The 24225-nt window shown below is 73.0% G+C and carries 20 protein-coding genes and 1 pseudogene; 12 read left to right on the top strand and 9 right to left on the bottom strand.

What is annotated here, in order from left to right; genetic code table 11:
• A complete protein-coding gene (locus BM339_RS26970; protein WP_075022636.1) occupies positions 1-2955 on the top strand; it encodes an AfsR/SARP family transcriptional regulator in 2955 nt (984 codons plus the stop codon).
• A gap of 54 nt (positions 2956-3009) precedes the next feature.
• Here BM339_RS26970 and BM339_RS26975 read toward each other — a convergent pair whose 3' ends face one another.
• On the bottom strand, positions 3010-3540 hold the full coding sequence (locus BM339_RS26975) for an NUDIX domain-containing protein (protein WP_075022637.1): 531 nt from the start codon (positions 3538-3540) through the stop codon (positions 3010-3012).
• A gap of 43 nt (positions 3541-3583) precedes the next feature.
• Positions 3584-4915: an NsdA family TPR-like regulatory protein gene (locus BM339_RS26980; RefSeq protein ID WP_244938376.1), complete on the bottom strand. Its 1332-nt coding sequence runs from the start codon at positions 4913-4915 to the stop codon at positions 3584-3586.
• A gap of 196 nt (positions 4916-5111) precedes the next feature.
• Here BM339_RS26980 and BM339_RS26985 point away from each other — a divergent pair, with 196 nt between their 5' ends.
• The 5 genes from BM339_RS26985 to BM339_RS27005 all read left to right on the top strand — a co-directional run bounded on the left by BM339_RS26985 (position 5112) and on the right by BM339_RS27005 (position 7370).
• Positions 5112-5543, top strand: coding sequence for a hypothetical protein (locus BM339_RS26985; RefSeq protein WP_075022638.1), 432 nt, complete (start codon positions 5112-5114; stop codon positions 5541-5543).
• A complete protein-coding gene (locus tag BM339_RS26990) occupies positions 5540-5755 on the top strand; it encodes a hypothetical protein (RefSeq protein WP_075022639.1) in 216 nt (71 codons plus the stop codon). Before BM339_RS26985 ends, BM339_RS26990 begins: the two co-directional genes overlap by 4 nt.
• Complete coding sequence (locus tag BM339_RS26995; protein ID WP_075022640.1) at positions 5752-5994, top strand: hypothetical protein; 243 nt, start codon at positions 5752-5754, stop codon at positions 5992-5994. Before BM339_RS26990 ends, BM339_RS26995 begins: the two co-directional genes overlap by 4 nt.
• Before the next feature lie 73 nt (positions 5995-6067).
• The gene (locus tag BM339_RS27000) at positions 6068-6544 is read left to right on the top strand and encodes a glycine-rich domain-containing protein (protein WP_075022641.1); all 477 of its coding nucleotides are present in this window, start codon (positions 6068-6070) and stop codon (positions 6542-6544) included.
• Between the two features lie 55 nt (positions 6545-6599).
• Positions 6600-7370 (top strand): phosphotransferase, encoded by a 771-nt coding sequence (locus BM339_RS27005; RefSeq protein ID WP_083597969.1) that lies wholly within the window; start codon positions 6600-6602, stop codon positions 7368-7370.
• 46 nt (positions 7371-7416) lie between these two features.
• Here BM339_RS27005 and BM339_RS27010 read toward each other — a convergent pair whose 3' ends face one another.
• Entirely contained in the window at positions 7417-8589 is a 1173-nt protein-coding gene (locus BM339_RS27010) for an MFS transporter (protein ID WP_075022730.1), read from the bottom strand.
• A gap of 47 nt (positions 8590-8636) precedes the next feature.
• On the opposite strand from BM339_RS27010, the gene pdxR reads away from it, so the two are divergent.
• Positions 8637-10046, top strand: a complete 1410-nt coding sequence (gene pdxR / locus BM339_RS27015; protein ID WP_075022643.1) for a MocR-like pyridoxine biosynthesis transcription factor PdxR — start codon at positions 8637-8639, stop codon at positions 10044-10046.
• Between the two features lie 109 nt (positions 10047-10155).
• The gene (locus tag BM339_RS27020; RefSeq protein WP_021599389.1) at positions 10156-11127 is read left to right on the top strand and encodes an acyl-CoA desaturase; all 972 of its coding nucleotides are present in this window, start codon (positions 10156-10158) and stop codon (positions 11125-11127) included.
• Between the two features lie 110 nt (positions 11128-11237).
• On the opposite strand, the pseudogene BM339_RS27025 reads toward BM339_RS27020, so the two are convergent.
• Both BM339_RS27025 and BM339_RS52870 read right to left on the bottom strand, forming a co-directional pair.
• A pseudogene (locus BM339_RS27025) lies at positions 11238-12017 on the bottom strand (RNA-guided endonuclease InsQ/TnpB family protein); the annotation flags it as partial.
• Entirely contained in the window at positions 11984-12067 is an 84-nt protein-coding gene (locus BM339_RS52870) for a helix-turn-helix domain-containing protein (protein ID WP_420865764.1), read from the bottom strand. The pseudogene BM339_RS27025 and the gene BM339_RS52870, both read right to left, overlap by 34 nt.
• Positions 12068-12219: 152 nt before the next feature.
• Between BM339_RS52870 and BM339_RS27030 the strand changes: the two genes are divergently transcribed.
• Entirely contained in the window at positions 12220-13995 is a 1776-nt protein-coding gene (locus BM339_RS27030) for a fatty acyl-AMP ligase (protein ID WP_075022644.1), read from the top strand.
• 9 nt (positions 13996-14004) lie between these two features.
• Here the strand turns inward: BM339_RS27030 and BM339_RS27035 are convergent, their stop codons facing one another.
• The 3 genes from BM339_RS27035 to BM339_RS27045 form a co-directional block, all read right to left on the bottom strand.
• Positions 14005-15258, bottom strand: coding sequence for a PucR family transcriptional regulator (locus BM339_RS27035; RefSeq protein WP_235206470.1), 1254 nt, complete (start codon positions 15256-15258; stop codon positions 14005-14007).
• 99 nt (positions 15259-15357) lie between these two features.
• Positions 15358-16197, bottom strand: coding sequence for an EamA family transporter (locus BM339_RS27040; RefSeq protein WP_075022645.1), 840 nt, complete (start codon positions 16195-16197; stop codon positions 15358-15360).
• Positions 16194-16712 (bottom strand): MarR family winged helix-turn-helix transcriptional regulator, encoded by a 519-nt coding sequence (locus tag BM339_RS27045; protein WP_075022646.1) that lies wholly within the window; start codon positions 16710-16712, stop codon positions 16194-16196. Before BM339_RS27045 ends, BM339_RS27040 begins: the two co-directional genes overlap by 4 nt.
• A 99-nt stretch (positions 16713-16811) precedes the next feature.
• On the opposite strand from BM339_RS27045, the gene selA reads away from it, so the two are divergent.
• The 3 genes from selA to selD are packed head-to-tail and all read left to right on the top strand — an operon-like array spanning position 16812 to position 20943.
• Complete coding sequence (gene selA, locus BM339_RS27050; protein WP_143118606.1) at positions 16812-18143, top strand: L-seryl-tRNA(Sec) selenium transferase; 1332 nt, start codon at positions 16812-16814, stop codon at positions 18141-18143.
• Complete coding sequence (locus tag BM339_RS27055; RefSeq protein ID WP_244938377.1) at positions 18140-19906, top strand: selenocysteine-specific translation elongation factor; 1767 nt, start codon at positions 18140-18142, stop codon at positions 19904-19906. The genes selA and BM339_RS27055 overlap by 4 nt, the downstream gene beginning before the upstream one ends.
• Positions 19903-20943: a selenide, water dikinase SelD gene (gene selD, locus BM339_RS27060; RefSeq protein ID WP_075022647.1), complete on the top strand. Its 1041-nt coding sequence runs from the start codon at positions 19903-19905 to the stop codon at positions 20941-20943. Before BM339_RS27055 ends, selD begins: the two co-directional genes overlap by 4 nt.
• 30 nt (positions 20944-20973) lie before the next feature.
• On the opposite strand, the gene fdh is transcribed toward selD, so the two are convergent.
• A complete protein-coding gene (gene fdh, locus BM339_RS27065; RefSeq protein WP_143118607.1) occupies positions 20974-24225 on the bottom strand; it encodes a formate dehydrogenase in 3252 nt (1083 codons plus the stop codon).

Below are 24225 nucleotides of genomic sequence, written 5' to 3' on the forward strand. Positions count from 1 at the left end.
ATGCGCTTCGGGGTCCTCGGTCCGCTGGAGGTTCGGACGGAAGACGGCCGGCCCGTCCGGGTGGCCGACCGTAAGGTGCGCACACTCCTCGCTGCCCTCCTCCCGCGGTCCGGAGGCGTCGTCTCCGCCGACCGGCTCATCGACGAGCTGTGGGGCGACGCCCTGCCCGCCGATCCTTTGGCCACCCTCCGGGCCCGTGTCTCGCAGCTTCGCCGGACCCTGGAGGACGCCGAGCCAGGCGCCCGCACCCTGGTCGTAACACGCCCTCCGGGCTACCGGCTGGACGCACCGACCGACGCGCGGGCCTTCGCCGACCTGACCGAGCGGGCGATGGCCGAATCCGACGCGGCGACCCGTGCCGCCCTCCTCGCCGACGCGCTGGCGTTGTGGAGGGGTCCCGCGTTCGCGGGCTTCGCCGAGTTGTCGTTCGCCGTCCCCGAGATCGCCCGTTTGGACGAACTGCGGCTCGCGGCCGTCGAAGCCCGCGCCGAGGCTCGGCTCGATCTGGGGGAGGACGCCGCGCTGGCGGCCGAACTGCGCGCCTTGGTGGACGAGCACCCGCTGCGCGAACGTCTTCGCGCCGCGTACATGCGGGCGCTGTACGACGCGGGCCGTCCCGGAGACGCGCTCGCCGCCTACGACGACCTGCGCGTTCGCCTGCGCGATGAACTTGGCATCGACCCCGCGACCGAGCTGGCCGCCCTGCACGCGGCCATCCTCCGCCGTGATCCAGTGTTCACCGGGACGAGGGGGAACCTGCCGGCCGACGTGGCGCCTCTCATCGGCCGGGACGGAGCCGTGCGAGAACTGACCGGGCTGTTGGACGAGTCGCGCCTGGTGACGCTGCACGGGACGGGCGGTGTCGGTAAGACGCGGCTCGCCGTGTCGGTCGCGCGCCACCTGCGCGGGGTCTGGCTGGTACCGCTGGACGAGGGGCCGGAAGCAGGAGCGTCCGTCGACGATGTGGCGTCGTTCGTGGGCGGAGTCCTCGGATTGCGCGACGATGCGGGGGCCGGCGGGACTCCGGTCAGGATGCTGGGCGAGGCTCTGCGCGGGCGGCGGACTCTGCTCGTCCTCGACAACTGCGAGCATGTGGCCGATCCGGTGGCGCGGCTGACCGCCAGGCTGTTGCGGGACGTCCCGGACCTGCGTGTCCTCGCCACCAGCAGGGAGCCGCTCGCGATCTCGGGTGAGCGGCTCTGGACCGTCCCGCCGCTGGACGCTCGCGCCGCCGCCGAGCTGTTCGCCGAGCGGGCGGGCATCGCGCTCGGGCCCGGGAACGCCGAGGCGGTCGCGGCGGTCTGCGCCCGGCTCGACGGCGTCCCGCTGGCGCTGGAACTGGCGGCGACGCGCGTGCGGACGCTCGGCGTGGACGGGCTCGCGGCCCGGCTGGACGATCGGTTCCGGCTGTTGTCGTCCGGCACGCGGGACGCCCCGGCTCGGCAGCGGACCCTTCGCGCGCTGATCGATTGGAGCTGGGAGCCGCTGGACGAGCGCGAGCGGGCCGTGCTGCGACGGTTGGCGATCCATACGGGCGGCTCCACGCTGGAGGCGGCCGAACAGGTCTGCGGCGCGGACGTCGACGTGCTCGCGAGCCTGGTCGACCGATCGCTCGTCGTGGTGAGGGACGGACGGTACCGGCTGCTGGAGTCGGTCGCCGCCTACTGCGCCGAGCGGCTCCACGAGGCGGGCGATTACGAGGAGACGCGCCGCCGCCATGCCGCCTACTACACCGCACTGGCCGAGCACGCAGAGTTGCGCGGCCCGAGCCAGCGGGACGCGTTGCGGCGGCTGCGCGCGGAGACCGGCAACGCACTGGCCACGCTTGACGGCGCCGTCCGGAACGGGGACGCCGACCTGGCGCTGCGGCTGGTGAACGCAATGGGCTGGCCCTGGTTCCTGTGGGGGCGTTCCGGTGAGGCGCGCCGGGCGTTCGAGCGGGCTCTCGCCGTTCCGGGAGCCGATGACACCGCCCGCGCGCGGACGTGGCACGCCGCGTTCACGATGCTCGACGGTGATGGCACGGACCGAGACGAGCGCGCCCGCAAGGCCTTGGCCTCGGACGACGACCCGTGGGCGTACTGGTTCCTCGGGTTCGTCCGCGCAGGGTTCGGCGACCTGGACGCGATCGGTGAACTTACGGATCGTGCGCTTACGGGGTTCCGCGCCGACGGGGACGTCTGGGGCGAGGCGGCGGCGCTCGCCACCCGGGCCGCACAGGCGCTGTCGGCAGGTGACCTCAACCGGGCCGGACGGGACGGCGAGCAGGCCCTGGAGTTGTTCCGCAAGACGGGTGACCGCTGGGGACACCTCCAGGCCACCGAAACCCTCGGCCTTCTCGCGGAGGTCACCGGCGACTACGCCCGTGCCCGCGAACTGCACGAGAGCGGCCTGCGCGACGCCGAGGAACTCGGGCTCTGGACGGAGGTCTCCGGACGCCTGTCGCGCCTTGGCCGCGTCGCGCTGCTCGAAGGCGATCTCGACGCCGCGGACGACCTTCACGAACGCGGCAGGCGGCTGGCGATCCGCGAGTCGCACCGGCGGATGGAGAACTTCGCCGACATCGGCCTCGCCCTCGCGGCGCGCCGAAGCGGACGTCTGGACGAGGCCGAGACCATCCTGCGCCGCTGGCTCGCCTGGTGCCGTGACATCGACGGCGGCCCCGGCCTGGCGTTCCTGCTGGCCGAGCTGGGTTTCATCGCCGAACTCCGAGGCGTCGCCGACCAGGCGCTCGCGCTGCACACCGAGGGCCTGGCGGCAGCCCGCGCAACCGGCAACCCACGCGCAATCGCGCTCGCTCAGGAAGGCATGGCCGGCGCACTTTCCCTGACGGGCCGCCCTGAAGAGGCCGCAAAGTCGCTGACAGCCGCCTCCAAAGCCCGCGCCGCCGCCGGCGCCCCGCTGCCAGAGCCGGAACGAGGCGACATCGAACGTATCGCCGCCCGCCTCAGCTGAGCCCGCGGCAGAACGTCACGGTTGCGAAATCGGAGCGCAGAAGGCCCCCGCAGATCATCGCGGGGGCGTCGACGCGGCGAGCAGCAGCGCGGCCATGCTCGTGCCGCTGACGATGTCCCCCGCCTCGACCAGGCCGCGGATGTCGGCGAGCGGGATCCAGTCGATGCGCTCGGCCTCCCAGTCCTCGGCAGGCGGGCCGACGTGCGTAGCGCCGTCCGCCCAGAAGATGTAGTGGCGGCTGTCGCTGATGCCCGGGGTGGGGTGCACGATGGTCAGCGGACGCATCGGGCCGGGCCTCCATCCGGTTTCTTCCTCTACCTCGCGCGCGGCGGCCGCTTCGGGTGCCTCCGCGTCCCCGATGCCGCCGATGGGTATCTCATAGCCCCACGCATCGGTGATGAACCGGTGCCGCCACTCCAGAAGAACCCGCTGCTGCGGGTCGACCACCACCGCACCAGCGCCCGGCTCCGCCCGGATGAGACGGTGGTCTAGGTGCCGACCGCCGGTAATCTCGACGTCAGCGAGGCGGATGTCGAGCCAGGGGTCGCTGTAAAGCGGCTTCTCGGAATGGATCTTCCAGCGCACGAGGCGAGCTCCCTTGTCCGGTGGGCGCCGATCACCCGTCACGCTACTGGTCGCGGTGTACCTGAAGCTCTGCGCGTTCGCGAAACGCACGCACGTCGGCAGTGTCGTAGGGGGTGAGGGCACGGACGAGATCGGTGACGCGGTCATGTATGCGCCCCGACTCCATGCCCTCGGTACGGTCCAGCATCTGCTGCCCGGTCGCCGCGGCGTTCTCGGCATTACCGCGGTCCTCCTGAACCTGCGCCAGAGTCGCGAGCCGATGCGCCTGGCCTCGCAGGTGCGTCCCACTGGAGGCATGGACGGCCTGCTCGGCGTAGGTCTCGGCTGCGGTCAGGTCACCGAGGCGGCGGAGCACCTCGGCATGCTGCGTCTCCAGCAGGCCGGGCTGGACATACCCGGTCTCCGGCGGTTCGTTCTCCGGCCGGATCTGGATGCCCTCAGCCTGGGTCATGTGGCGGTGGCTGCTGCGGGTGTCGCCGATCCACGCGAACGCCTTGGCCTGTAACGAGTGCAGGTCCACCGCCAGGGCCGGGGACAGGTGCCCTTCGGCACCGCGCAGCGCCGTCTGCGTGTACTGCAGCACACGCCGGTGGTCCCTGCGGTACATCGCCTGGTTGGCCAGCAACGCCAGGCAGTACCCGCCGAACCCGCGATGGCCGGACGCCTTGGCCATCCGTAGCGCATGCAGCAAATACCGCTGGGCGAGCGCTTGCCGGTCGGCATCGTAGGCGGAGATCCCTGCCAGCGCGACCAGTCCACCGGTCGCGCGTAGCAGCTCCCTCCCGGTGCGGTCGTCGTACCCACCGCGGATCAGCGGCCCCACCCGGTCGTTGAGGTAGGCGACCACGCGCGGCCGTACCGGAACACCGCCGACCCGTCGGTACATCTGTTCGTATCGATCCCGTGCCGCACGGACGCGAGCGACGTCGCCGGTGCCGACCGCACGGAGGCCGCGGTGCGACACGTCGATGTCGTCGGGTGGGTTCTCCCACGCGAACGCCGGCACCACCGCCGCACTTCCGGCCAGCATCCGAGTGTGCTCAACCGCCTCACTCCTGACATGGTCGCCGCGCCACAGAGCGGCGGCCTGGTCGATCGCGCTCCGCAGCGGCGTGTCCGACAAGTCACTGTGGTGGCCGCTGTCCATGCCGATGTCGGTGAGAGTGAGGGGACGGCCGACCGCGCCGGACAGAACCCGGCAGATCAGTTCCGGAGTGTCACCGCGTGGGATTGCATGGTCGCGGATCCATCGGCGCACCGACGCGTGGTCATATCGGGTGGTGCGGCCGCGGTTGAGGCGGGCGGCGAGCCCGGCGTACGACATGCCGGCTTCGTCGATCAGGGCGTCGAGCAGCAGGTTGACCTCGGCGGCCACGACGCGCCTCCTTGCTGGGGGCTTGCTGGGGGCCACGAGAAGTGTAAGAGCGTCACGGCCGGTCGTGACAGCCGAAACGGGCATTCGCTTCACACCCTGTGTGACCGCTGCGCCACGGTTGGCGTCGTTCACACCTGCCGCCACCGGCGGCCCGGGGGGTTGGCTGATACCCGATCCCGTCACAGGAGAGGAACCCATGGCCGGCCCACCCGCACCCGACGCTCCCGCCAACCATCCGGCCGGGTGGTCCATCTGGCCCTCCTGCCAGGACGGCCGCGGGAGATGGTGGGCCACACGTGACCGCCTGCTGACCGAGTCGGAGATCCGCGACGGGCTCGTTCACACCCTCTGCGCCGGCACAGAAGCCCAGCTCCGCCACCAGTTGAACATGGCGCACTGGGCCCAGCAGACCGCCGACCTCCGCGCCGAGTTCCCCGTGCGGAGATTCCACCATCACACCCCCGACGCGATCGACTTGGATTGGGAGGCCAAGCGGCCGCCCTACCGGTTCCCGCCGGCAGGCGGGTACGCGTGGATCCGCGCAGAGTCGGCACCGGTGCTCCGCCAGTTCCTCGGCGGGGCGGCCCAGGCCAAGGCCCGGCTTGCTGCGGAAGAGGCGATCCGATGACCACCCTGGACTTGGCCGGTGGCGTCGAGGAGGTCCGGGCGCGCCTCGCCGAGAGGTTTCCCGGCTGGAGCATCGTCGTGACCGACCGGGGCAACTGGTGGGCGACCCGCGCCACTCTCGTCCGCGAGGACCTGAACCCGAACGACGTCTCCACCTTTGAGGCGGCCACCGCGGAGGAGCTGTACGAGCGACTGCGGGAAGTGCCGCGATGAGCCCTGCCGACGGTGCGGACCGGCTGTGGTTCCACGACTCCTGGGGCGGCCCGATCAGCCCGGCCGACGAGCCCGACAAGGCGATCGCCGAGCGGTGGCCGGGCGTCCAAACCTGGTACGGGAAGCACACACGGAGCTGGTGGGCCTACGTGCCTGGCCCTCCCCGGCTGGTCGAGGCTGCCACGTTCAGGGCTCTGGCCGGGGCGATTACCCGCGCCCTCGCTTGCCGCGGCCGTTAGAGGCTTCGCGGACGGGACCAGCAGGCGCGCACCCCGCCCGCGGTATCAACCCCTCGCGCGCCTGGAGGTTCCGATGACCATCACCACCGAACAAGCGGTCGCCACCGCCAGGAATCCGCGTGACCTTGTGGCGCCAGAGCAGTTCCAGGTCATGGTGGACGACGTGGTGACCTTCGACAAGGTTACCCGGCCATACGCCGAGGCGGGCGTCGAGCAGTTCCTGGTCTTCCTCAAGGCATGGGGCGACACCATGGCCGAGGTCGGCGGGGACCCGCGCGCGTGGGTGAAGTTCGCGCCCTCGCCCGCCGTCGACAAGATCTGGCACCGTTCCATGATGCGGACCCGCACCTTCGCCGCCGTGTGCGAGCGGGTCGCGGGCCGCTACATGCACCACCTGCCGATCATGGACGAGGACATTAGGTCCGGGCAGGCGTCCGAGCGCGGCTTGGCGGCGATGCGCGCCACCGGGTTCCGCGTCGATCTGGAATGGTGGATGGACGGCGAGTCCTGCTGCCCGGAGAACTGCGCGCAGCCACCGCACACGGCCTGATCCGACCACGGGGATTGAATCCATGCGTAGCGACTGGTCCGACCTTCCGCCTGAAGTGCTCGCGGCGATCAAGGCGCACACCGGCTCCATCTGCGAGGTCGAGCCCGCGCCCGCCGGCAATCATGCCGACATTGCTGCGACCGTCCGTGGTGTCGGCGGCCGGAAGTTCGTCAAGGCCGCCCGCAAGATCGGGCCGGGGACCGACGGCCCGGAGGTCCGGTCGCTGCGCTGGGAAGCGACGATCAATCCCCACGTCACCGAGTACGCCCCCCGCCTCCACTGGACGGTGGAGGCCGGGGGGTGGCTCGTTCTGGGATTCGAGCACGTCCAGGCCCGCCACGCCGACTACACTCCTGGCTCGACGGATCTGGATGTCTTGGCGAAAGTCATCGACGGACTGCAGGAGCATCCGCTCCCCGCAGCGCTGGACCGCAAGCGCGTTGAACGGCGCTGGGAGGCGATGGGTGACGTCTCGACACTCGCCGGGAACACGCTCCTCCACGCCGACCTGAACCCGGCCAACATCTTGGTTGGCGCCGCCGGGACGATCCATGTCGTGGACTGGACGTTCGCCGGCCGCGGCGCCGCGTTCCTGGAGATGGCTCTACTCGTCCCCTGGCTCCTGAAGGCCGGGCACACCCCCGCCGACGCAGAGCGGTGGGTCTCCCGATTTCCTGCCTGGACGGCGGCCGACCCGGCCGCCATCGACCTGTTCTCCCGCGTCTTCGCCGACAAATGGCAACTCAACCTCAACGCTACCGATGCCGGATGGGCGGTGGAGCATGCTGCAGCCGCCCGGGAGTGGGCCAATCACCGGCTCTGGTGAGCCAAAAAAGTGACTAGACATCATCGGGGCGTCGAACGCGTCTCCGCTAGCGGCGGCGGGGGATTGTCAGGGGCAGGGCGAGGAACATCACGCCGGCGGTGAGCGCGAAGGCTGTTGGGTAGCCGGTTTGGGCGGCGGCCAGCCCGAACGCGACGCCGCCGACGCCCATCCCGCCGTCGAAGCCGATGTTCCACAGCGCGCTGACCGTTCCGTATCCGGAGGCGGGCGCCCGCTCGAACATCACCGCCATGCTCGCGTTCTGCGCGACCCCGAAGCCCGCGCCGAACAGCGCCATCGAGGCGAAGACGGCGGCCGGGTGCGGCACCAGGAACAGCAGCGCGATCCCGGAGGCGGCGGCGGCCACCGCGGGCGGCAGCAGCCGGCCCGCGCCGTGCCGGTCGCCGACCCGGCCAGCCCACCAGCGCGACAGCGTGGCCGCCGCCGGCTGGACGAACAGCGCCGCCGCCGCGACCCCGCCGGGGACCGCGTCCGGCAGGAACGTGACCAGGACGCCCGCCGCCATCGCGGTCGCCGCGAACGCCACCGCCGGGCGCAGCAGCGCCGCGGACCGCAGCCCGGCCGCGATGCCGAACGGCCGGTCCGCCTCCGCGTCCGGGGCGCCGATGACGCGCGGCAGGCCGGGCAGGGCCGCCAGCGCGGCGAGGGCGAAGGCCGCGCCCGCGACGAAGACCGGCGTGTAGCCGACCCGCCCGGCGAGCCACACGCCGAGCGGCAGCGCGAGCAGCGACGGCACGCCCGCCACGATGCCGAACAGGCCGAGGCCCTCGCCGCGCCGCTCGGCCGGGACAAGCACCGCGACCAGCGCGCCCGTCACCACCACGGCCACGGCGAACCCGAGGCCGCGCACCAGGCTCACCGCCGTGATCGTCACCATCGAGGACGACAGGGGCAGCGCCAGCGCGGGCAGGCCGAGGAGCAGGATGCCCACCGCGAGCACCCGCCGGTGCCCGAACCACGTGAGCAGCCGGGGGAGCGAGAGCTCGGCGAGCACCGTCGTCAGCATCAGCGCGCCGGTCGCGGCGCCCGCCCCCACGCCGCCCGCGCCTCCGGCCGCCGCGTACATGGGAACGACGGAGAACAACAGGAAGAACCCCGTGAGCATGCTGAACGCCGCCGCGAACACGAGCGCCAGGTGCCGCCCGACCAGGCGCGGACGCGGATGACCGGCGGCCTTCGGAAGCTGGAGTGTCTCGCTCATGCCCATGACCGTAGAAGACGATCCGGCCTGCTGTATGGTCCGGTTTCATGGCGATCGAGTGGGCCGGTTCACCGCCGGAGCTGTTGCTGCCCCTCGACCGGGACGCGGCCGGGACGCTGCGCTCCCAGCTGGAGGGCGGGTTGCGCGACGCGATCTGCAGCGGGCGGCTGAAGGCGGGGGAGCGGCTGCCGTCGTCCCGCGAGCTGTCCCGCCAGCTCGGGGTGTCGCGCGGCCTCGTCCAGGAGTGCTACGGCCAGCTGACGGCCGAGGGGTACCTGTGCACGAGGGCGGGCTCCGCCACGCGCGTGGCCCCCGTCCGGGCGCACCGGGAGACCGGGCCGTCCGAGGGGCCGGCGCCCGCGCCGCGGCTCCGCGTCGACTTCGCCGCCGGCGTCCCCGATCTGGCGTCCTTCCCGCGCGGCGACTGGTGCTGGGCGCAGCGGGAGGTGACCCGCACGGCCCCGAACGCGGCGCTCGGCTACGGCGACCCGCGCGGCGGCGAGGCGCTGCGGGACGTCCTCGCCGGCCACCTGCGCCGGGTGCGCGCGGCGCTGGCCGAGCCCGAGGACATCGTCGTCTGCTCCGGCTTCGCCCAGGGGCTCGCCATCGTGCTGCACGTCCTGGCCCGCCGGGGCGTCCGGCGGGTGGCGTTCGAGGACCCCGGCTACGGCGACGGCGCGACCATGGCCGCCGCCGAGCGCGCCGGGATCGAGGCGGTGCCCGTCCCCGTCGACGGCCTTGGGCTGGACGTGGACGCGCTCGCCGCCACCGGCGCCCGCGCGGTCGTCGTCACCCCGGCGCACCAGTGGCCGACGGGCGTCGTCCTCGCCCCCGAGCGCCGCCGCGCCCTCGCCGACTGGGCCGCCGACCGGAACGCGCTCGTCGTCGAGGACGACTACGACGCCGAGTTCCGCTACGACCGCGAGCCCGTCGGCTCGGTGCAGGGCCTCGCCCCCGGCCATGTCATCGGCATCGGCACCGTCAGCAAGTCCCTCGCGCCCGCCGTCCGGCTCGGCTGGATCCTGTGCCCGCCCGCGCTGACCCGCGCCGTGGCGGAGGAGAAGCGGCTCGCCGACCGCGGCTCGCCCGTCCTCGACCAGCTCGCGCTCGCCGCGCTCATCGAGTCGGGCCGGTACGGGCGGCACCTGCGGCACATGCGCCCCCTCTACGCCGCGCGGCGCGCCGCCCTCGTGGACGCCCTCGCGCGCCACGCCCCCGGCGTGCGGCTGTCCGGCCTGGACGCCGGGTTCCACGCCGTGGCCCACCTCCCCGAGGGGAGGGACGAGCGGCACGTCGTCGCCGAGGCGCGCAAGCGGTCGATCGGCCTGTACGGGATGAGCACCTTCCGGACGTCCGGCGCGGCCGACCCGCCGCAGCTCGTCCTCGGTTTCGGCGACCTCACCGAGACCGCGATCCGCGACGGGATCCGGGCGGTGGCCGACCTCCTCGCTTATTGAGTTGAGTGCTAATAACGGCGCTTCAGCATGTGAGAGGACTTCATTCCGCGCGTCACGGGCGGTGGGACACAGTCGTCTGACCCGTCCCCGGAGACAAGGAGTCCTGCCCATGACAGCGGGCGTCGCCGACGTCGGCAGCCGAACCCCGCAGCCGGACATTTCCGGCACCGTCCCGTTGCCCGAGCGCATCGCGGTCGTGGTGTTCGTCGTCGCGCCGATCATTGGTCTGCTGGCGGCCGTCCCCCTCCTGTGGGGCTGGGGCCTCGGCTGGACGGACGTCGCCATCTTCGCCTTCCTCTACCCGCTCAACGCCATCGGGATCACGGTCGGGTACCACCGGCACTTCACCCACGGCGGCTTCAAGGCCAAGCGGTGGCTGCGGATCGCGCTCGCCGTCCTCGGCGGGCAGGCCATGCAGGGGTCGGTGGTCCGGTGGGTCGCCGACCACCGCCGCCACCACAAGTACTCCGACCGGGAGGGCGACCCCCACTCGCCGTGGGCGTACGGGCCGGGCGTGTGGGGGCTCACCAAGGGCCTCTACCACGCGCACATCGGATGGCTGTTCGCCAAGGAGCGCACCTCCCGCAGCAAGTACGCGCCCGACCTGCTGAGGGACAAGGACATCCGCTTCCTGTCCCTCGATCCCGTGTACGCCGTGATCGTGCTGTCGACGTTCCTCGTCCCGATGGGCCTCGGCGCGCTGCTCACCCTCTCCTGGCACGGCGCGCTCACCGCGCTGTTCTGGGCGGGCCTGATACGGGTGTTCGTCGGCGAGCACGTCACGTTCTCGATCAACTCGATCTGCCACGTGTTCGGCAGGGAGGACTTCACGACCCGCGACAAGGCCCGCAACGTGTGGTGGCTGGCGATCCCGTCGTTCGGCGAGTCGTGGCACAACCTGCACCACGCCGACCCCACCTGCGCGCGGCACGGCGTCCTCAGGGGCCAGATCGACATCAGCGCCCGCGTCATCTGGATCTTCGAGCGGCTCGGCTGGGTCTGGGACGTCCGCTGGCCCGACTCCGAGCGCCTCGCCGCCCGCCGCGTCCGGCGCGGCGAGCCCACCACGCCCCCCTCCTGACCCTGATCTGGATCCACGTTCATGGACTACTTGGCTTCCTCTCCCGCCCGAAGGCGGGTGAGTCCAGCGGTCACCCACTGGGTTTCCTGCTTCGCAGCCGACTGCCTCGTCTAAGAGGATTCCCATTGAGGTCTTACGCTGGCTCCACAGGCCGACACCGCCAGCCCGGCGGCCAAAACGTAACGAGCGGCGTTGATGTCCCGGTCGTGGACCATGCCACAGGCGCATTTCCACTTCCTGACCTTCAGCGGCAGCGTCTCGGTGATGGTGCCGCAGTTCGAGCAGGTCTTGGTGGAGGGAAACCAGCGGTCGACCACGACCAAGTCGCGGCCGTACCGGTCGCGCTTGTACTCCAGCATCGTCCGCCGGTGCCGCCACGCCGCATCGGAGATCGCACGCGCCAGGTAGTGGTTCTTCGTCATGTTGCGGACGTTGAGGTCCTCGATCACGACCGTTTGGTTCTCACGGACGAGGCGAGTCTTGCCCACTACCTGGTCCACCGAATCCGGCGGGGCGACGGTGTCGACGCACAGGATCGACACGAACCATCGGTTCGCACTGTCACGCGACACTGTCACAGTGGACGGCTCGGCGCCTTCAGGAAGAGGTCTGGACCATACGATTTTGAGCGGCTGGGACATCTTCGCCAGAGTCAGTGTCCCGCCGCGCCATTTGAATGCGCTGCGGGTGTACTCCGCCGACGCTCGCGACTTCTTTCTCGACTTGGATCGCGGGTATTTCGCACGTCCGGCGAAGTAGTTGGTGAACGCCGTCTGAAGATGCCGCAGCGCCTGCTGCAAAGGTACGCACGACACCTCGCCCAGGAACGCCAGCTCCTCGGTCTTCTTCCACACCGTCAGCGCGGCCGACGTCTGCGCGTAGCCTGCTCGTCCGTTGGATGGAAGCGGTACCTGAATGCCCGCTTCACTCGCCGCGCCATGGCCCACACGCTAACGGACTCTCTGTGAGTGTGTGTGCTCGTTTGGTCAATGGTGGCCAGTCCTCATGTCAGTTGGTTCTTCTCTGCCCCGGTTCTGCAGAAATATCTTTCCTCCCCCGCCTGCGGCCGGGGGTCTCCATGGAGGAATGCATATGACCGAGCTGCCCACACTCGACCGTACTCCGCTGATAGAGCGGCTCGCCGGGTTTGTCGATGACTTCCCCGACGATCGGGCTTACACCTTTATGGATTACAACTTCGACCCCGGCGGCGTCGCCACGGACGTCACCTGGGGCGAGCTGGACCGCCGGGCCCGCTCCATCGCCGCCGCGATCCGCCGCGCCACCGAACCGGGACGGCGCGTGGCGCTGCTCGCCCCGCAGGACCTCCACTACGTCACGGGGTTCCTCGGAGCCATGTACGCCCGGGTGATCGGCGTCCCGCTGTTCTCCCCGGACCTGCCCGGCCACGGTGACCGGCTTCTCGCCGTCTACCGGGACGCCGAGCCCGACGTCGTGGTCACCACGAGCGCGGCGCTCCCGCACGTGCGGTCGTTCCTAGACGGGGACCGGGTCCGCGAGCCCGCCGCGGTGATCGTCGCCGACCAGGTGGACCAGTCGCCGGGCTGGACGCCGGAGCCGATCGTCCCCGACGACATCGCCTACCTGCAGTACACGTCCGGCTCGACCCGGACCCCCGCCGGCGTGATCATCACGCACGGCAACTTCGCGACCAACGCCGAGCAGCTGTGGCGGACGTTCGACGGCATCCCGCGCGAGTCGTCCGGCGTGAACTGGCTGCCGGTCTTCCACGACATGGGCCTGGTCACCACGGTCGCGCTGCCGCTCGTGTACGGCAACCCGGGCGTGATCATGGACCCGGTGGCGTTCGTCATGCGCCCTGTCCGGTGGCTGGAACTGCTCAGCCGGCAGAAGCACGCGTTCACCGGGGGTCCAAACTTCGCCTACGAGTACCTCACCGCGCAGGTCACCGAGGAGGAGAAGAGGAACCTCGACCTCAGCGGCGTGCAGGTCTTCATGAACGGCGCGGAGCCGATCCGGGAGAGCACGCTGAGCGGGTTCTACGAGGCGTTCAAGGGCTGCGGGCTGCGGCCCGAGGCGCAGGTGTGCGCGTACGGGCTGGCCGAGGCGACCGTCTACGTGTCGGCGTCGTCCCGGTTCAAGGAGCCGACCCGCGCGGCGTTCGACCACGAGAAGCTGCGCCGGGGGGTCGCCGAGCCGTGCGACGCGGACGCGCCCGGCGCGATCCGGCTCCTCGCCTGCGGGACGTCCTACGGCCAGCACGTCGCCATCGCCGACCCCGAGACCGGCGCCCGGCTCGCGGACGGGACGGTCGGCGAGATCTGGGTGCACGGCCCGAACGTCGCGGGCGGCTACTGGGGACGTCCGGAGGCGACCAAGGAGACCTTCGAGGCGGAGCTGGCCCACTCGGGAGACCTGCCGGGCGGGCCGTGGCTGCGCACCGGCGACCTCGGCGTGCTGCACGGCGGGGAGCTGTTCGTCACCGGCCGGATCAAGGACCTGATCATCGTCGACGGGCGCAACCACTACCCGCAGGACATCGAGTTCACCGTCTCCGGCGCGCACAAGGCGATCCGCCGCGAGTACACCTGCGCGGTGTCCGCCGTGAGCGACGACACCGACGACACCGGCGGCACCGAGGGCCTCGTCGTCGTCGCCGAGCGGAACCGGCGGGTGCCGATCGCGCTGCTCGACCAGGACGAGGTGGCCCAGGCGGTGCGCACGGCCGTCAACCAGCAGCACGACCTGCGGGTCCACGACTTCGTGCTGATCGAGCCGGGCGGCCTGCCGCGGACCAGCAGCGGGAAGATCGCCCGGTCCGCCTGCCGCCTCGCCTACCTCGAAGGGAGGCTGCCGGTCACCGAGCCACCGGCCCGCCCGGAGTGAGCGGGCGGCTCACGCGTGCTCCCCGTCCCCGCCGGTGCTCAGCCAGACGGGGAGCAGCAGCATCAGCTCCAGCCGGATCGCCGGGTCCTCGATGTCGTAGTCGAAGATCTCGTGGAGCTGCGCGAGCCGGTACCGGACCGTCTGCGGGTGGACGCACAGCGCCTCGGCGGCGTCCGTCGCGTTGAAGCCGTGCCGGAGGCATTCCAGCAGCGTCGCCGCCAGCCGGGCGCCGCGGTGCGGGCCGAGCGCGGTGAGCGGGGCGAGGCGGCGCCGCGCCGCCGCCTCGGCGAGCGTCCGGCCCTCCTGCAGCAGCAGGTCGGGCACGTACCGCTCGGCGTGGACGAGCGTGCCGGACCCGGTCCGCCCGAGCCGCCCGGCCGCCACGAGGTCGAGCGCCCGGTGCGCCCAGCGCAGCGAGACCCCGGCCTGGTCCGCCGGCACCGACGGCCCCACCGCGCCCGTCCACCCGCCGAGGGTGGCGGTCAGCCGGTCCGGCCCGCCGGGACGGTCCGGGTCGGGCATCACCAGGCAGGGCCGGCCCCGGTCGAGGCCGCTCAGCAGGGACGGCGGTAACCCCGCCGGGCCCTCCCCGCCGCTGCCGGGACGCGGGCTCAGCACGATCACCGCGAGCCGCTCGGGCAGTGTCCAGCCGGCCAGGTTCGCCTGCTCGGCGATGATGTCCTTCGGCGCGGGCGGGTCCGACAGCAGCAGGCTCAGCAGCCGGCCGCGCCGCTGCTCCCGCTCGCCCGCCGTCTTCTCCCGGGCCCGCGCGTAGCCCTGCGCGGCGGCGGACGCCAGCAGGTCCAGGTAGGCGAAGTTCACCTCGGTCAGCGCGATCGCCAGCCGGCGGGGCTTCCGCAGCCGGTCGGCCTCCCGCGACAGGTACCGCCACGCCGTCCGGGACGCGACCCGGAGCGCGTTCTGCAGGTGCTCCAGCCCCCGGCCCTCGATCGCCTCGCCGTAGCCGATGTCGAAGAAGACCTGGTGCACCTCCTGCCAGGACGCGTCCGGGTCGGCGATCATCTGCACGAAATGGCCCATGCCCTGCGCGACCGCGAGCCGCATCACCTCGGTGTACACGGGGTCGTCCGGCCGCGCGTACTCGGGAACGTGCCGCAGCACGCCCTGGACCATGGAGTCCACCAGGGCCGGAAGGTGCGGGCGCATCCACTGCGCCTCGTCCCGGGGGACGTCGCGCCAGGGCTCCTTTGACAGGCCGTCCGTCTCGGCGGACCTCTCGTGCAGCTCCGTCAAAAGTGTCACCTCCATGAGCGGACACCCGGGCCGCCAGGCTAGGTAACGCGCGTCACTCATGACACTCACATCGATGACAAGACCGTTGGATTCCTTGTCACATTTCCGTTATCGCGCCGCGAGCGTCAGCAGGATGACGGCGGCCGCCGCGCCGCCGAGTCCGGCCGCCTGCGTCCGCGACAGCCGCTCGCGCAGCGCGAACACGCCGAGAAGCACCGGCACGACCGGATACAGCGACGACAGCACGACCGCGATCACGACCAACTGCTCGCGCGTGGCGAGCAGGTAGCAGACGAGCGCCGCCGCCGCGAGGCCCCCGTTCACCGCCGACCAGAACCAGAGCCCCGGGGACGGGGGCCGCCGGCCGGGCGACCACATCATCGGCGCGATCGCGAGGACGGCCGCGGCCCTCCCGGCCGCCACCGGCCAGATGCCCGATCCGTCGGCCTGCGCGAGCGCCAGGTACTGGATCCCGATCCCGCCGCCGGCGAGGAGCCCGTTGCCGAGCGCCGCGCGCACCCTGCCCTGGTCGTCCGGCCGCGACCGGGACACCAGCCACAGGGCCGGCGGCACGATGAGGATGCCCGCCCACGCCGCCGCCGAGGGACGGTCGCCCAGGAACACCACGCCGGCGACGACCGGCAGCGCGACCCCGCCGACCGCGCTGACCGGGACGACGACGCTCAGGTCCCCCCGGCCGATGCCGCGGTAGAGGAACACCATCGCCAGGCCCGTCCCGACGCCCGACACCGCGCCCCAGCCGAGGTCCGCGGCGGCGACGCCGGGCGCGGGGACGGCGAGCGCGGCGGCGACCGCGCACACGAGCCCGCCGATCTGCCCGATGAGCGCGACGGCGGCGAAGTCGGCGCGGCGCGACAGCAGGCCGCCCCAGACGTCGGCGATGCCGTAGAGCAGCGCCGAGGCGAGGGCCGCGAGGATGCCGATCACTCGCCTCCCGCGTCGCGCTCCGCCTGGCCGACCGGGCAGACGGCCCCGGTGGTGCAGCACCGCCGGTCGCAGAGCCGGCACATCAGCTCCGAGTCGCCGATCTGCTCGTAGAGGCGGGCCAGCAGCGTGGCCAGGAGGCCGGTCAGGGTCTCCCGTTCGTTCTCGTCCAGGACGGCCAGCGTCTCGGCCAGCGGCGTGTCGCGGGCGTCGAGCATCGCGCGCACCGCGTCCTCGCCCTTCGGCGTCAGCCGCACGTGGACGGCCCGCCCGCCACCGGGACGGCGCCGGGCGAGACCGGCGGCCTGGAGCCCGTCGACCATCCGGGCGGCGGCGGACTGGGTCAGCCCGACCCGCCGCCCGAGCTCGGTGACGCCCAGATCGGGCGCGTTCGACAGGACGACCAGCGCCGCCGCGCCGGTCGGGCCGACCCCTCCGGCGCCCGTGGCGCCGGACAGGACGAGGTCGGTCACCGCGAGCGAGGCGGCGCCCAGCAGGTTCGCCAATCGGTCATGCATGACTCATGCATGATAGCAGACCGCCGGTGTGTCCAGCCTCGGCGCGGTGCCGTTTGCGTGCCATGCTGGCGGGTAACGCTGGTGTTCGGAGGTCGCCTGATGGATCGCGGAGCCGCACCCGACGCGCAGGTCGACGGGCGGCGCAGGATCGCCCGCACGGACGTGCTGCTCGCCGATCCGCGGCTCGCCGAGGCGGCCGGTCGGCTCGGGCGCGGCGTGGTGAAGGCGGCCGTCGTCGCCGCCCAGCGCCGGGCCCGCGACGGCGAGATCCCGGCGGACGCGGTGGCCGGCGCCGCCGTCGCCGCGCTGCCGGCGACCGCCGCCGGGCTCCGCCCCGTGATCAACGCGACCGGCGTCCTGCTGCACACCAACCTCGGGCGGGCGCCGCTCTCGGACGCCGCCCGGGAGGCCGTGGCCGTGGCGTCGGGCGGCACCGACGTGGAGCTCGACCTGGAGACCGGCAGGCGGGCACGGCGCGGGCGGACCGCCCTGGCGGCCCTGCTGGAGCGGGTCCCGCAGGCGGAGGCCGCGCACGTCGTCAACAACGGCGCGGCGGCGCTGGTGCTGGCCGCGACCGCGCTCGCGCCCGGCAAGGAGATCATCATCAGCCGCGGCGAGATGGTGGAGATCGGGGACGGCTTCCGGATCCCCGAGCTGCTCGCCGCGACGGGCGCCCGGCTCCGCGAGGTCGGCACCACGAACCGCACCGCGCCGGACGACTACGCGGCCGCCGTCGGCGACGGCACGGGCTTCATCCTCAAGGTGCACCCCTCGAACTTCCGCATGACCGGCTTCACCCGGGCCGCCGGCGTCGCCGAGCTGACCGGGCTCGGGGTCCCGGTCGTCGCCGACATCGGCTCCGGCCTCCTCGCCCCCGAACCGCTCCTGCCCGGCGAGCCCGACGCCGCGTCCATGCTGAAGGCGGGCGCGCACCTGGTCACGGCCAGCGGCGACAAGCTGCTCGGCGGGCCGCAGTGCGGGCTCGTCCTCGGCCGGGACGAGCTGGTGCGGCGGCTGGCCCGCCATCCGCTCGCCCGCGCGCTCCGGGTCGACAAGCTGACGCTCGCCGCGCTGGAGGCGACCCTGCGCGGGCCCCGCACCCCCACCGACGAGGCCCTGCACGCCGATGCGGCGGTGCTGCGGGAGCGGGCGGAACGGCTCGCCGCCCGCCTGCGCGAGCGGGGCGTGGACGCGGTGGCGGTCGAGAGCGAGGCGGCGGTCGGGGGCGGCGGCGCGCCCGGCGTCGTCCTGCCGAGCGCCGCCGTGTCGCTGCCCGAGCCGTACGCGGCCCGGCTGCGGCGCGGCTCCCCGGCCGTGATGGGACGGGTCGAGGACGGCCGCTGCCTGCTCGACCTGCGCTCGGTGCCGCCCGGCCTGGACGACGCGCTGGACGACGCGCTGGCCGACGCCGTGCCGGCGGCGGGGCGATGATGCACGTCGTCGCGACCGCCGGGCACGTGGACCACGGGAAGTCCACCCTCGTCCGCGCCCTCACCGGGATGGAACCCGACCGGCTGGAGGAGGAGCGCCGGCGGGGCCTGACGATCGAGCTGGGATTCGCCTGGACGACGCTGCCGGGCGGCGGCCGGCTGGCGTTCGTCGACGTCCCCGGCCACGAGCGCCTCGTCACCACGATGCTGGCCGGGGTCGGGCCGGTCCCGGCCGTCATGGTCGTCGTCGCGGCCGACCAGGGCTGGCAGCGGCAGTCCGAGGAGCACCTCGCCGTCCTGGACGCGCTCGGCGTCCGGCACGGCCTGCTCGCCGTCACGCGCCGCGACCTCACCGACGCGGCCACGGCCGCCCGCGTGCGGGACGAGGCGCTCGGCCACATCGCCGCCGGCTCGCTCGGCGAGGTCGAGGCGGTCATGGTCAGCGGCGCCACCGGCGACGGCCTGGACGACCTGCGCGCCGCCCTCGAACGGCTCACCGCCTCGCTCCCCGGACCCGACGAGGACGCCGACGTCCGGCTCTGGATCGACCGGGTCTTCACCGTCCGCGGCCGGGGCACGGTCGTCACCGGCACGCTCGGCGCGGGGACGATCAGTGTCGGCGACCGTCTCGCCTCCGGCGGCGAGGTGCTCCGCGTCCGCGGCCTGCAGAGCCTCAAGGAAGACCACCGGCGGGTCGGTGCCGTCGCCCGCGTCGCCGTCAACCTGCACGGGAACGCCGGCGAGCTGGGCCGCGGCGACGCCCTGCTCACTCCCGGACGCTGGCTCGCCGCGGACGTCCTCGACGTACGGCTGCACGGCGACCCGGCCCGCGACCTGCCGCGCGAGCTGGTCTTCCACGTGGGCTCGGCGGCGGTGCCGGCGCACGTCCGCCCGCTGGGAGACGACACGGCCCGGCTCTCGCTCCGGCGCGCGCTGCCGCTGCGCGTCGGTGACGTCGCCCTGCTCCGTGACCCCGGACGCCATCGCGTCCCCGCCGGGGTGACCGTGCTGGACGTCCGCCCGGAGCCCTTCACCCGGCGCGGCGCCGCCGCGTCCCGGGCCCAGGTGCTGGCCACGATGACCGGACGCCCGGACGGCGCCGGCGAGCTGCGGCGGCGCGGCCTGATCAAGCGGGCGGACCTGGTCGCGATGGGCGTCCCCGTCCCGGCCGAGCCGGTGGCGGGCGACTGGCTCGCCGACCCCGACCACTGGGACGGCCTGCGCGGGCGCCTCGAAACGGCCGTCGACGAGCACGCCGCCGCGAACCCCACCGACCCCGGGCTCCCCGCCGACGCCGCCCGCCGCGCGCTCGGCCTGCCCGACCGCGCCCTCGTCGAGGCCCTCGCCGAGGGCATGCGGCAGCGCGACGGCCGGATCTACGGCCGGACGACCGCGCCCGAGCTGCCCCCGGACGTGCGGGAGGCCGTCGACGCCGTCCGCCGCGACCTCGACCGGCACCCGTTCCGGGCGCCGGACGCGGGCCGGCTCGCCGAACTCGGCCTCACGCCGAAGATGATCGCCGTCGCCGCCGCGACCGGCGCGCTCCTCAAGGTCGCCGACGGGATCGTCCTGCTCCCCGGCGACGACGCCCGCGCCGCCGCGCTGCTGGCGAAGCTCGGCGGCCCCTTCACGCTGAGCGAGGCCCGGCGCGCCCTCGGCACGACCCGCCGCGTCGCCGTCCCGCTCCTGGAGCACCTGGACGAGCTGGGCTACACGGTCAGGGTGGACGACCTCCGCCGCCGCTGCATCGAAGGGACGACATGAAGAGGCTGACCCAGTACGCGCACGGCGGCGGCTGCGCCTGCAAGATCCCGCCCGGCGAGCTCGAAGACGTCGTCGCCGGCCTGACCCGCTCCCCGGCCGTGCTCTCCGAGGGGGGACGACCCCCCGAGCCCTCCGGAGCGCCTCCGGCTCCCATGCCCAATGCCGAGCTGGTCGTCGGGCTCGACACCGGCGACGACGCGGCCGTCGTCCGGCTCCAGGACGGCCTGGCCGCCGTCGCCACCGCCGACTTCTTCACCCCCGTCGTCGACGACCCCTACGACTGGGGCCGGATCGCCGCCGCGAACGCGCTGTCGGACGTCTACGCGGTCGGCGGCCGGCCGGTCGTCGCGGTGAACCTCCTCTCCTGGCCGCGCGAGGTGCTGCCCTTCGACCTGGCCCGCGAGGTGCTCCGCGGCGGCCTGGACGTCGCGTCCGAGGCGGGCTGCCATGTGGGCGGCGGGCACAGCGTCGACGACCCCGAACCCAAGTACGGCATGGCCGTCACCGGTGTCGCCGACCCCGCCCGCCTGCTCCGCAACGACACCGGCAAGCCGGGCACGCCCCTCTCCCTGACCAAGCCCCTCGGCCTCGGGATCCTGAACAACCGGCACAAGGCGACCGGCGAGGTCTTCGAGCAGGCCGTCGCGACCATGGTCGGGCTGAACCGCGACGCGTCCGCCGCCGCGCTGGCCGCGGGCGCCGTCTGCGCCACCGACGTGACCGGCTTCGGGCTCCTCGGGCACCTCTACAAGATGGCCCGGGCGTCCGGCGTCACCGCCGTGGTCGACGCCGCCGCCGTCCCCTACCTGGACGGCGCCCGCGAGTCCCTGCGCGCCGGGTACGTCAGCGGCGGTACCCGCCGCAACCTCGACTGGGTCGCCCCGCACACCGACTTCGGCGCGACCGGCGAGGACGACCGCCTCCTGCTCGCCGACGCCCAGACGTCCGGCGGGCTCCTCATCGCCGGCGAGATCCCCGGCGCGCCCGTCATCGGCGAGCTGGTCCCCGCCGCCGGGCACCCGCTGATCGTCCGCTGAACCACTGCGTCCGCTGAACCACTGCGTCCGCTAAACCTCGGTGCCCGTCCGGTCCGTGACGCCGGCGCGCTCCCGGTACTCGCGGACCAGCGCCACGGCCGCCGTGCCGCGCGGCCGGCGGCCCGGCCGGATGTCGACCGACAGCGCCTTCGCCTCCTGGATGTGGGTGTTCGGATCCAGGGAGAGATGCAGCAGCTCGTTCGCGGCGTCACCGGTGCTGTAGCCGTTCGGGCCCCAGTGGTAGGGCAGGCCGACCTGGTGCAGCGTCCGGCCGTCCACGACGAGGGGCTGCATCCGCCGGGTGACGAGGACCCGCGCCTCGACGACGGCGCGCGGGCTGACGATCGTCGCCCAGCCGCCGTGCTCCAGCCGCCGCCGCGCCGCCAGCTCCGGCGACACCTCGCAGAAGAACTCCGGCTGGAGCTCCGCCAGGTACGGCTGCCAGCGGGACATGCCGCCCGCCGTGTGGTGCTCGGTGAGCCGGTAGGTGGTCGCGACGAACGGGTACACGTCAGCGCCCGGCTCGGCGCCGCTCGGCCCGTACCGGTTGTCGGGGTGCGGCTGCAGCAGGTGCCGGACGGGGTTGCGCTGCTGCCCGTACAGCGGGTTGGTGAACGGCGACTCCTGCGGCTCGTAGTGCGTCGGCAGCGGGCCGTCCATCAGCCCGGCCGGGACGTACAGCCACGCCTTGCCGTCCGCCTGCATGATGAACGGGTCGTCGCCGGCGAGCGCGTCCGGGCCCGTCGCCTCCCGCGGCGGCCGGTAGTCCGGGGGACGGTCGGCGATGAAGTCGGGCACGTCGTGGCCCGTCCAAGCGCCCTTCTCGGCGTCCCACCAGACGAGCGCCTTGCGCTCGCTCCACGGTCTGCCATCGGGGTCGGCGGACGCCCGGTTGTACAGGATGCGCCGGTTCGCCGGCCACGCCCAGCCCCATTCGGGCGCCACCCAGTGCTGGTCCTTGCCGGGCTTGCGGCGCGCGGGCTGGTTGACGCCGTCGGCGTAGCAGCCGCAGTAGATCCAGCAGCCGCACGACGTGGACCCGTCGTCCTTCAGCTGCGTGTAGGACGACAGCGGGTTCCCGTCGGCGTCATGCCCGTTGATCTCGGCGAGCACCGCCTCGGCGTCGGGCTCGTCCAGGCTCCCGTGCGTCGGGTAGTCCCAGGTCAGATCGAGGACCGGCCGGTTCATCTCGTCGGTGGAGCCGGCCAGCTTCTCCCGGATGACGCGGCCGAGGTGGTACATGAACCACAGGTCGCTGCGCGCGTCCCCGGCGGGCTCCACGGCCCGGTGGTGCCACTGGAGCATCCGCTGCGTGTTGGTGAAGCTGCCGTCCTTCTCGGTGTGCGCGGCGGCGGGCAGGAAGAAGACCTCGGTGCCGATGTCCTCGGCGCGCATCTCGCCCGTCTCGATCTCCGGGCCGTCCTTCCACCACGTCGCCGACTCGATCAGCGAGAAGTCGCGGACGACGAGCCAGTCGAGGTTCGCCATCCCGAGCCGCTGGATCTTGGCGTTGGCGGACCCGACGGCCGGGTTCTCGCCCATCAGGAAGTAGCCCTTGCACACCCCTTCGATCTGCGCCATCGCCGTCTCGTAGGTGCTGTGCGAGCCGGTCAGCCGTGGCAGGTAGTCGAAGCGGTAGTCGTTGTCCGCCGTCGCGGCGTCGCCCCAGTACGCCTTCAGCAGGCTGACGAAGTAGGAGCGCATGTCGCCCCAGAAGCCCTTGCGCGCCGCCTCCGCCTGGATGAACGCGTCCAGGTCCTCGTTGGTGTGCGCGTGCGGCATCGGGATGTAGCCGGGCAGCAGGTTGAACAGCGTCGGGATGTCCGTCGAGCCCTGGATGGACGCGTGCCCTCGCAGCGCGAGGATGCCGCCGCCCGGACGCCCGATGTTGCCGAGCAGGCCCTGCAGCACCGACGCCGCCCGGATGTACTGGACGCCGACCGTGTGCTGCGTCCAGCCCACCGCGTACGCGAACGCCGACGTCCGGTCCCGGCCCGAGTTCTCCGTGAGCATCTCGCAGACCTGGAGGAACTGGTCCTGCGAGACACCGCAGATCCGCTCCACCATCTCCGGCGTGTAGCGGGCGTAGTGCCGCTTGAGCACCTGGAACACGCAGCGCGGATGCTCCAGCGTCGGGTCCCGGTCCGGGTGACCCTCGCCGATCGCCGCGCCGCCGGAGCCGTGCGCCTCGCCGCGTCCCGACTCCGAGACGGCCTCGACCCGGTCCTCGTACTCCATGTCCCGCTCGCCGGCGGCCGACTGGACCTCCAGCCCCTCGTACTGCCACGTCCGGTGATCGTAGCTGCGGTTCTCCGGGTTCAGGCCGGAGAAGACGCCGTCCAGGTCCTCGGTGTCGAGGAACTCCTCGGAGAGGATCACCGACGCGTTGGTGTAGGGGACGACGTAGTCGCGGAAGTACCTCTCGTTCTGGAGGACGTAGTTGATGATCCCGCCGAGGAACGCGATGTCACTGCCGGCGCGCAGCGGGACGTGGACGTCCGCGAGCGCGCTCGTCCGCGTGAACCGCGGGTCGACGTGGATCACCTTCGCGCCGCGCGCCTTCGCCTCCATCACCCACTGGAACCCGACCGGATGGCACTCGGCCATGTTCGAGCCCTGGACGACGATGCAGTCCGCGTTCTGCAGGTCCTGCTGGAAGGTGGTCGCGCCGCCGCGTCCGAACGAGGTTCCCAGACCGGGAACGGTGGAGGAGTGTCAAACGCGGGCCTGATTCTCGATCTGCACCGCGCCGAGCGCGGTGAACAGCTTCTTGATCAGGTAGTTCTCCTCGTTGTCGAGGGTGGCGCCGCCGAGGCTCGCGACGCCCAGCGTGCGCCGCACCCGGACGCCCTCGTCCTCCCACTGCCAGCCGTGCCGGCGCGCCTCGATCACCCGGTCGGCGATCATGTCCATCGCCGTGCCGAGGTCGAGCGGCTCCCACTCGGTGCCGTGCGGGCGCCGGTAGAGGACCCGGTGCTCGCGGCCGGACCCGGTGGTCAGCTGGAGGCTTGCCGAGCCCTTCGGGCACAGCCGCCCGCGGCTGACCGGCGAGTCGGGGTCGCCCTCGATCTGGGTGACCTTCCCGTCCTTGACGTAGACGTCCTGGCCGCAGCCGACCGCGCAGTAGGGGCAGACCGACTTCACCACCTGGTCGGCGGTGCTCACCCGCGCTTCGAGGCGCTCGCTGCCGGCGCTCTTGGCCGCCGCGCCGCGCCCCAGCGGATCGCCGCCGGTGAACTGCCGGTAGACGGGCCACGACTCGATCCACGTGCGAACGCCCAC

The organism is Actinomadura madurae, assembly GCF_900115095.1.
In the GTDB taxonomy this organism is placed as follows: domain Bacteria; phylum Actinomycetota; class Actinomycetes; order Streptosporangiales; family Streptosporangiaceae; genus Spirillospora; species Spirillospora madurae.

Excerpts from the sequence above, each read along its gene's own strand:
- BM339_RS27010 (WP_075022730.1), bottom strand. The coding sequence starts at position 8,589 with ATGAGCGAGACACTCCAGCTTCCGAAGGCCGCCGGTCATCCGCGTCCG.
- BM339_RS27000 (WP_075022641.1), top strand. The coding sequence starts at position 6,068 with ATGACCATCACCACCGAACAAGCGGTCGCCACCGCCAGGAATCCGCGT.
- selD (WP_075022647.1), top strand. The coding sequence starts at position 19,903 with ATGAAGAGGCTGACCCAGTACGCGCACGGCGGCGGCTGCGCCTGCAAG.
- selA (WP_143118606.1), top strand. The coding sequence starts at position 16,812 with ATGGATCGCGGAGCCGCACCCGACGCGCAGGTCGACGGGCGGCGCAGG.
- BM339_RS26985 (WP_075022638.1), top strand. The coding sequence starts at position 5,112 with ATGGCCGGCCCACCCGCACCCGACGCTCCCGCCAACCATCCGGCCGGG.
- BM339_RS52870 (WP_420865764.1), bottom strand. The coding sequence starts at position 12,067 with ATGGCGCGGCGAGTGAAGCGGGCATTCAGGTACCGCTTCCATCCAACG.
- BM339_RS27045 (WP_075022646.1), bottom strand. The coding sequence starts at position 16,712 with ATGCATGACCGATTGGCGAACCTGCTGGGCGCCGCCTCGCTCGCGGTG.
- pdxR (WP_075022643.1), top strand. The coding sequence starts at position 8,637 with ATGGCGATCGAGTGGGCCGGTTCACCGCCGGAGCTGTTGCTGCCCCTC.
- BM339_RS27055 (WP_244938377.1), top strand. The coding sequence starts at position 18,140 with ATGATGCACGTCGTCGCGACCGCCGGGCACGTGGACCACGGGAAGTCC.
- BM339_RS27030 (WP_075022644.1), top strand. The coding sequence starts at position 12,220 with ATGACCGAGCTGCCCACACTCGACCGTACTCCGCTGATAGAGCGGCTC.
- BM339_RS26995 (WP_075022640.1), top strand. The coding sequence starts at position 5,752 with ATGAGCCCTGCCGACGGTGCGGACCGGCTGTGGTTCCACGACTCCTGG.
- BM339_RS26990 (WP_075022639.1), top strand. The coding sequence starts at position 5,540 with ATGACCACCCTGGACTTGGCCGGTGGCGTCGAGGAGGTCCGGGCGCGC.
- BM339_RS27020 (WP_021599389.1), top strand. The coding sequence starts at position 10,156 with ATGACAGCGGGCGTCGCCGACGTCGGCAGCCGAACCCCGCAGCCGGAC.
- BM339_RS26970 (WP_075022636.1), top strand. The coding sequence starts at position 1 with ATGCGCTTCGGGGTCCTCGGTCCGCTGGAGGTTCGGACGGAAGACGGC.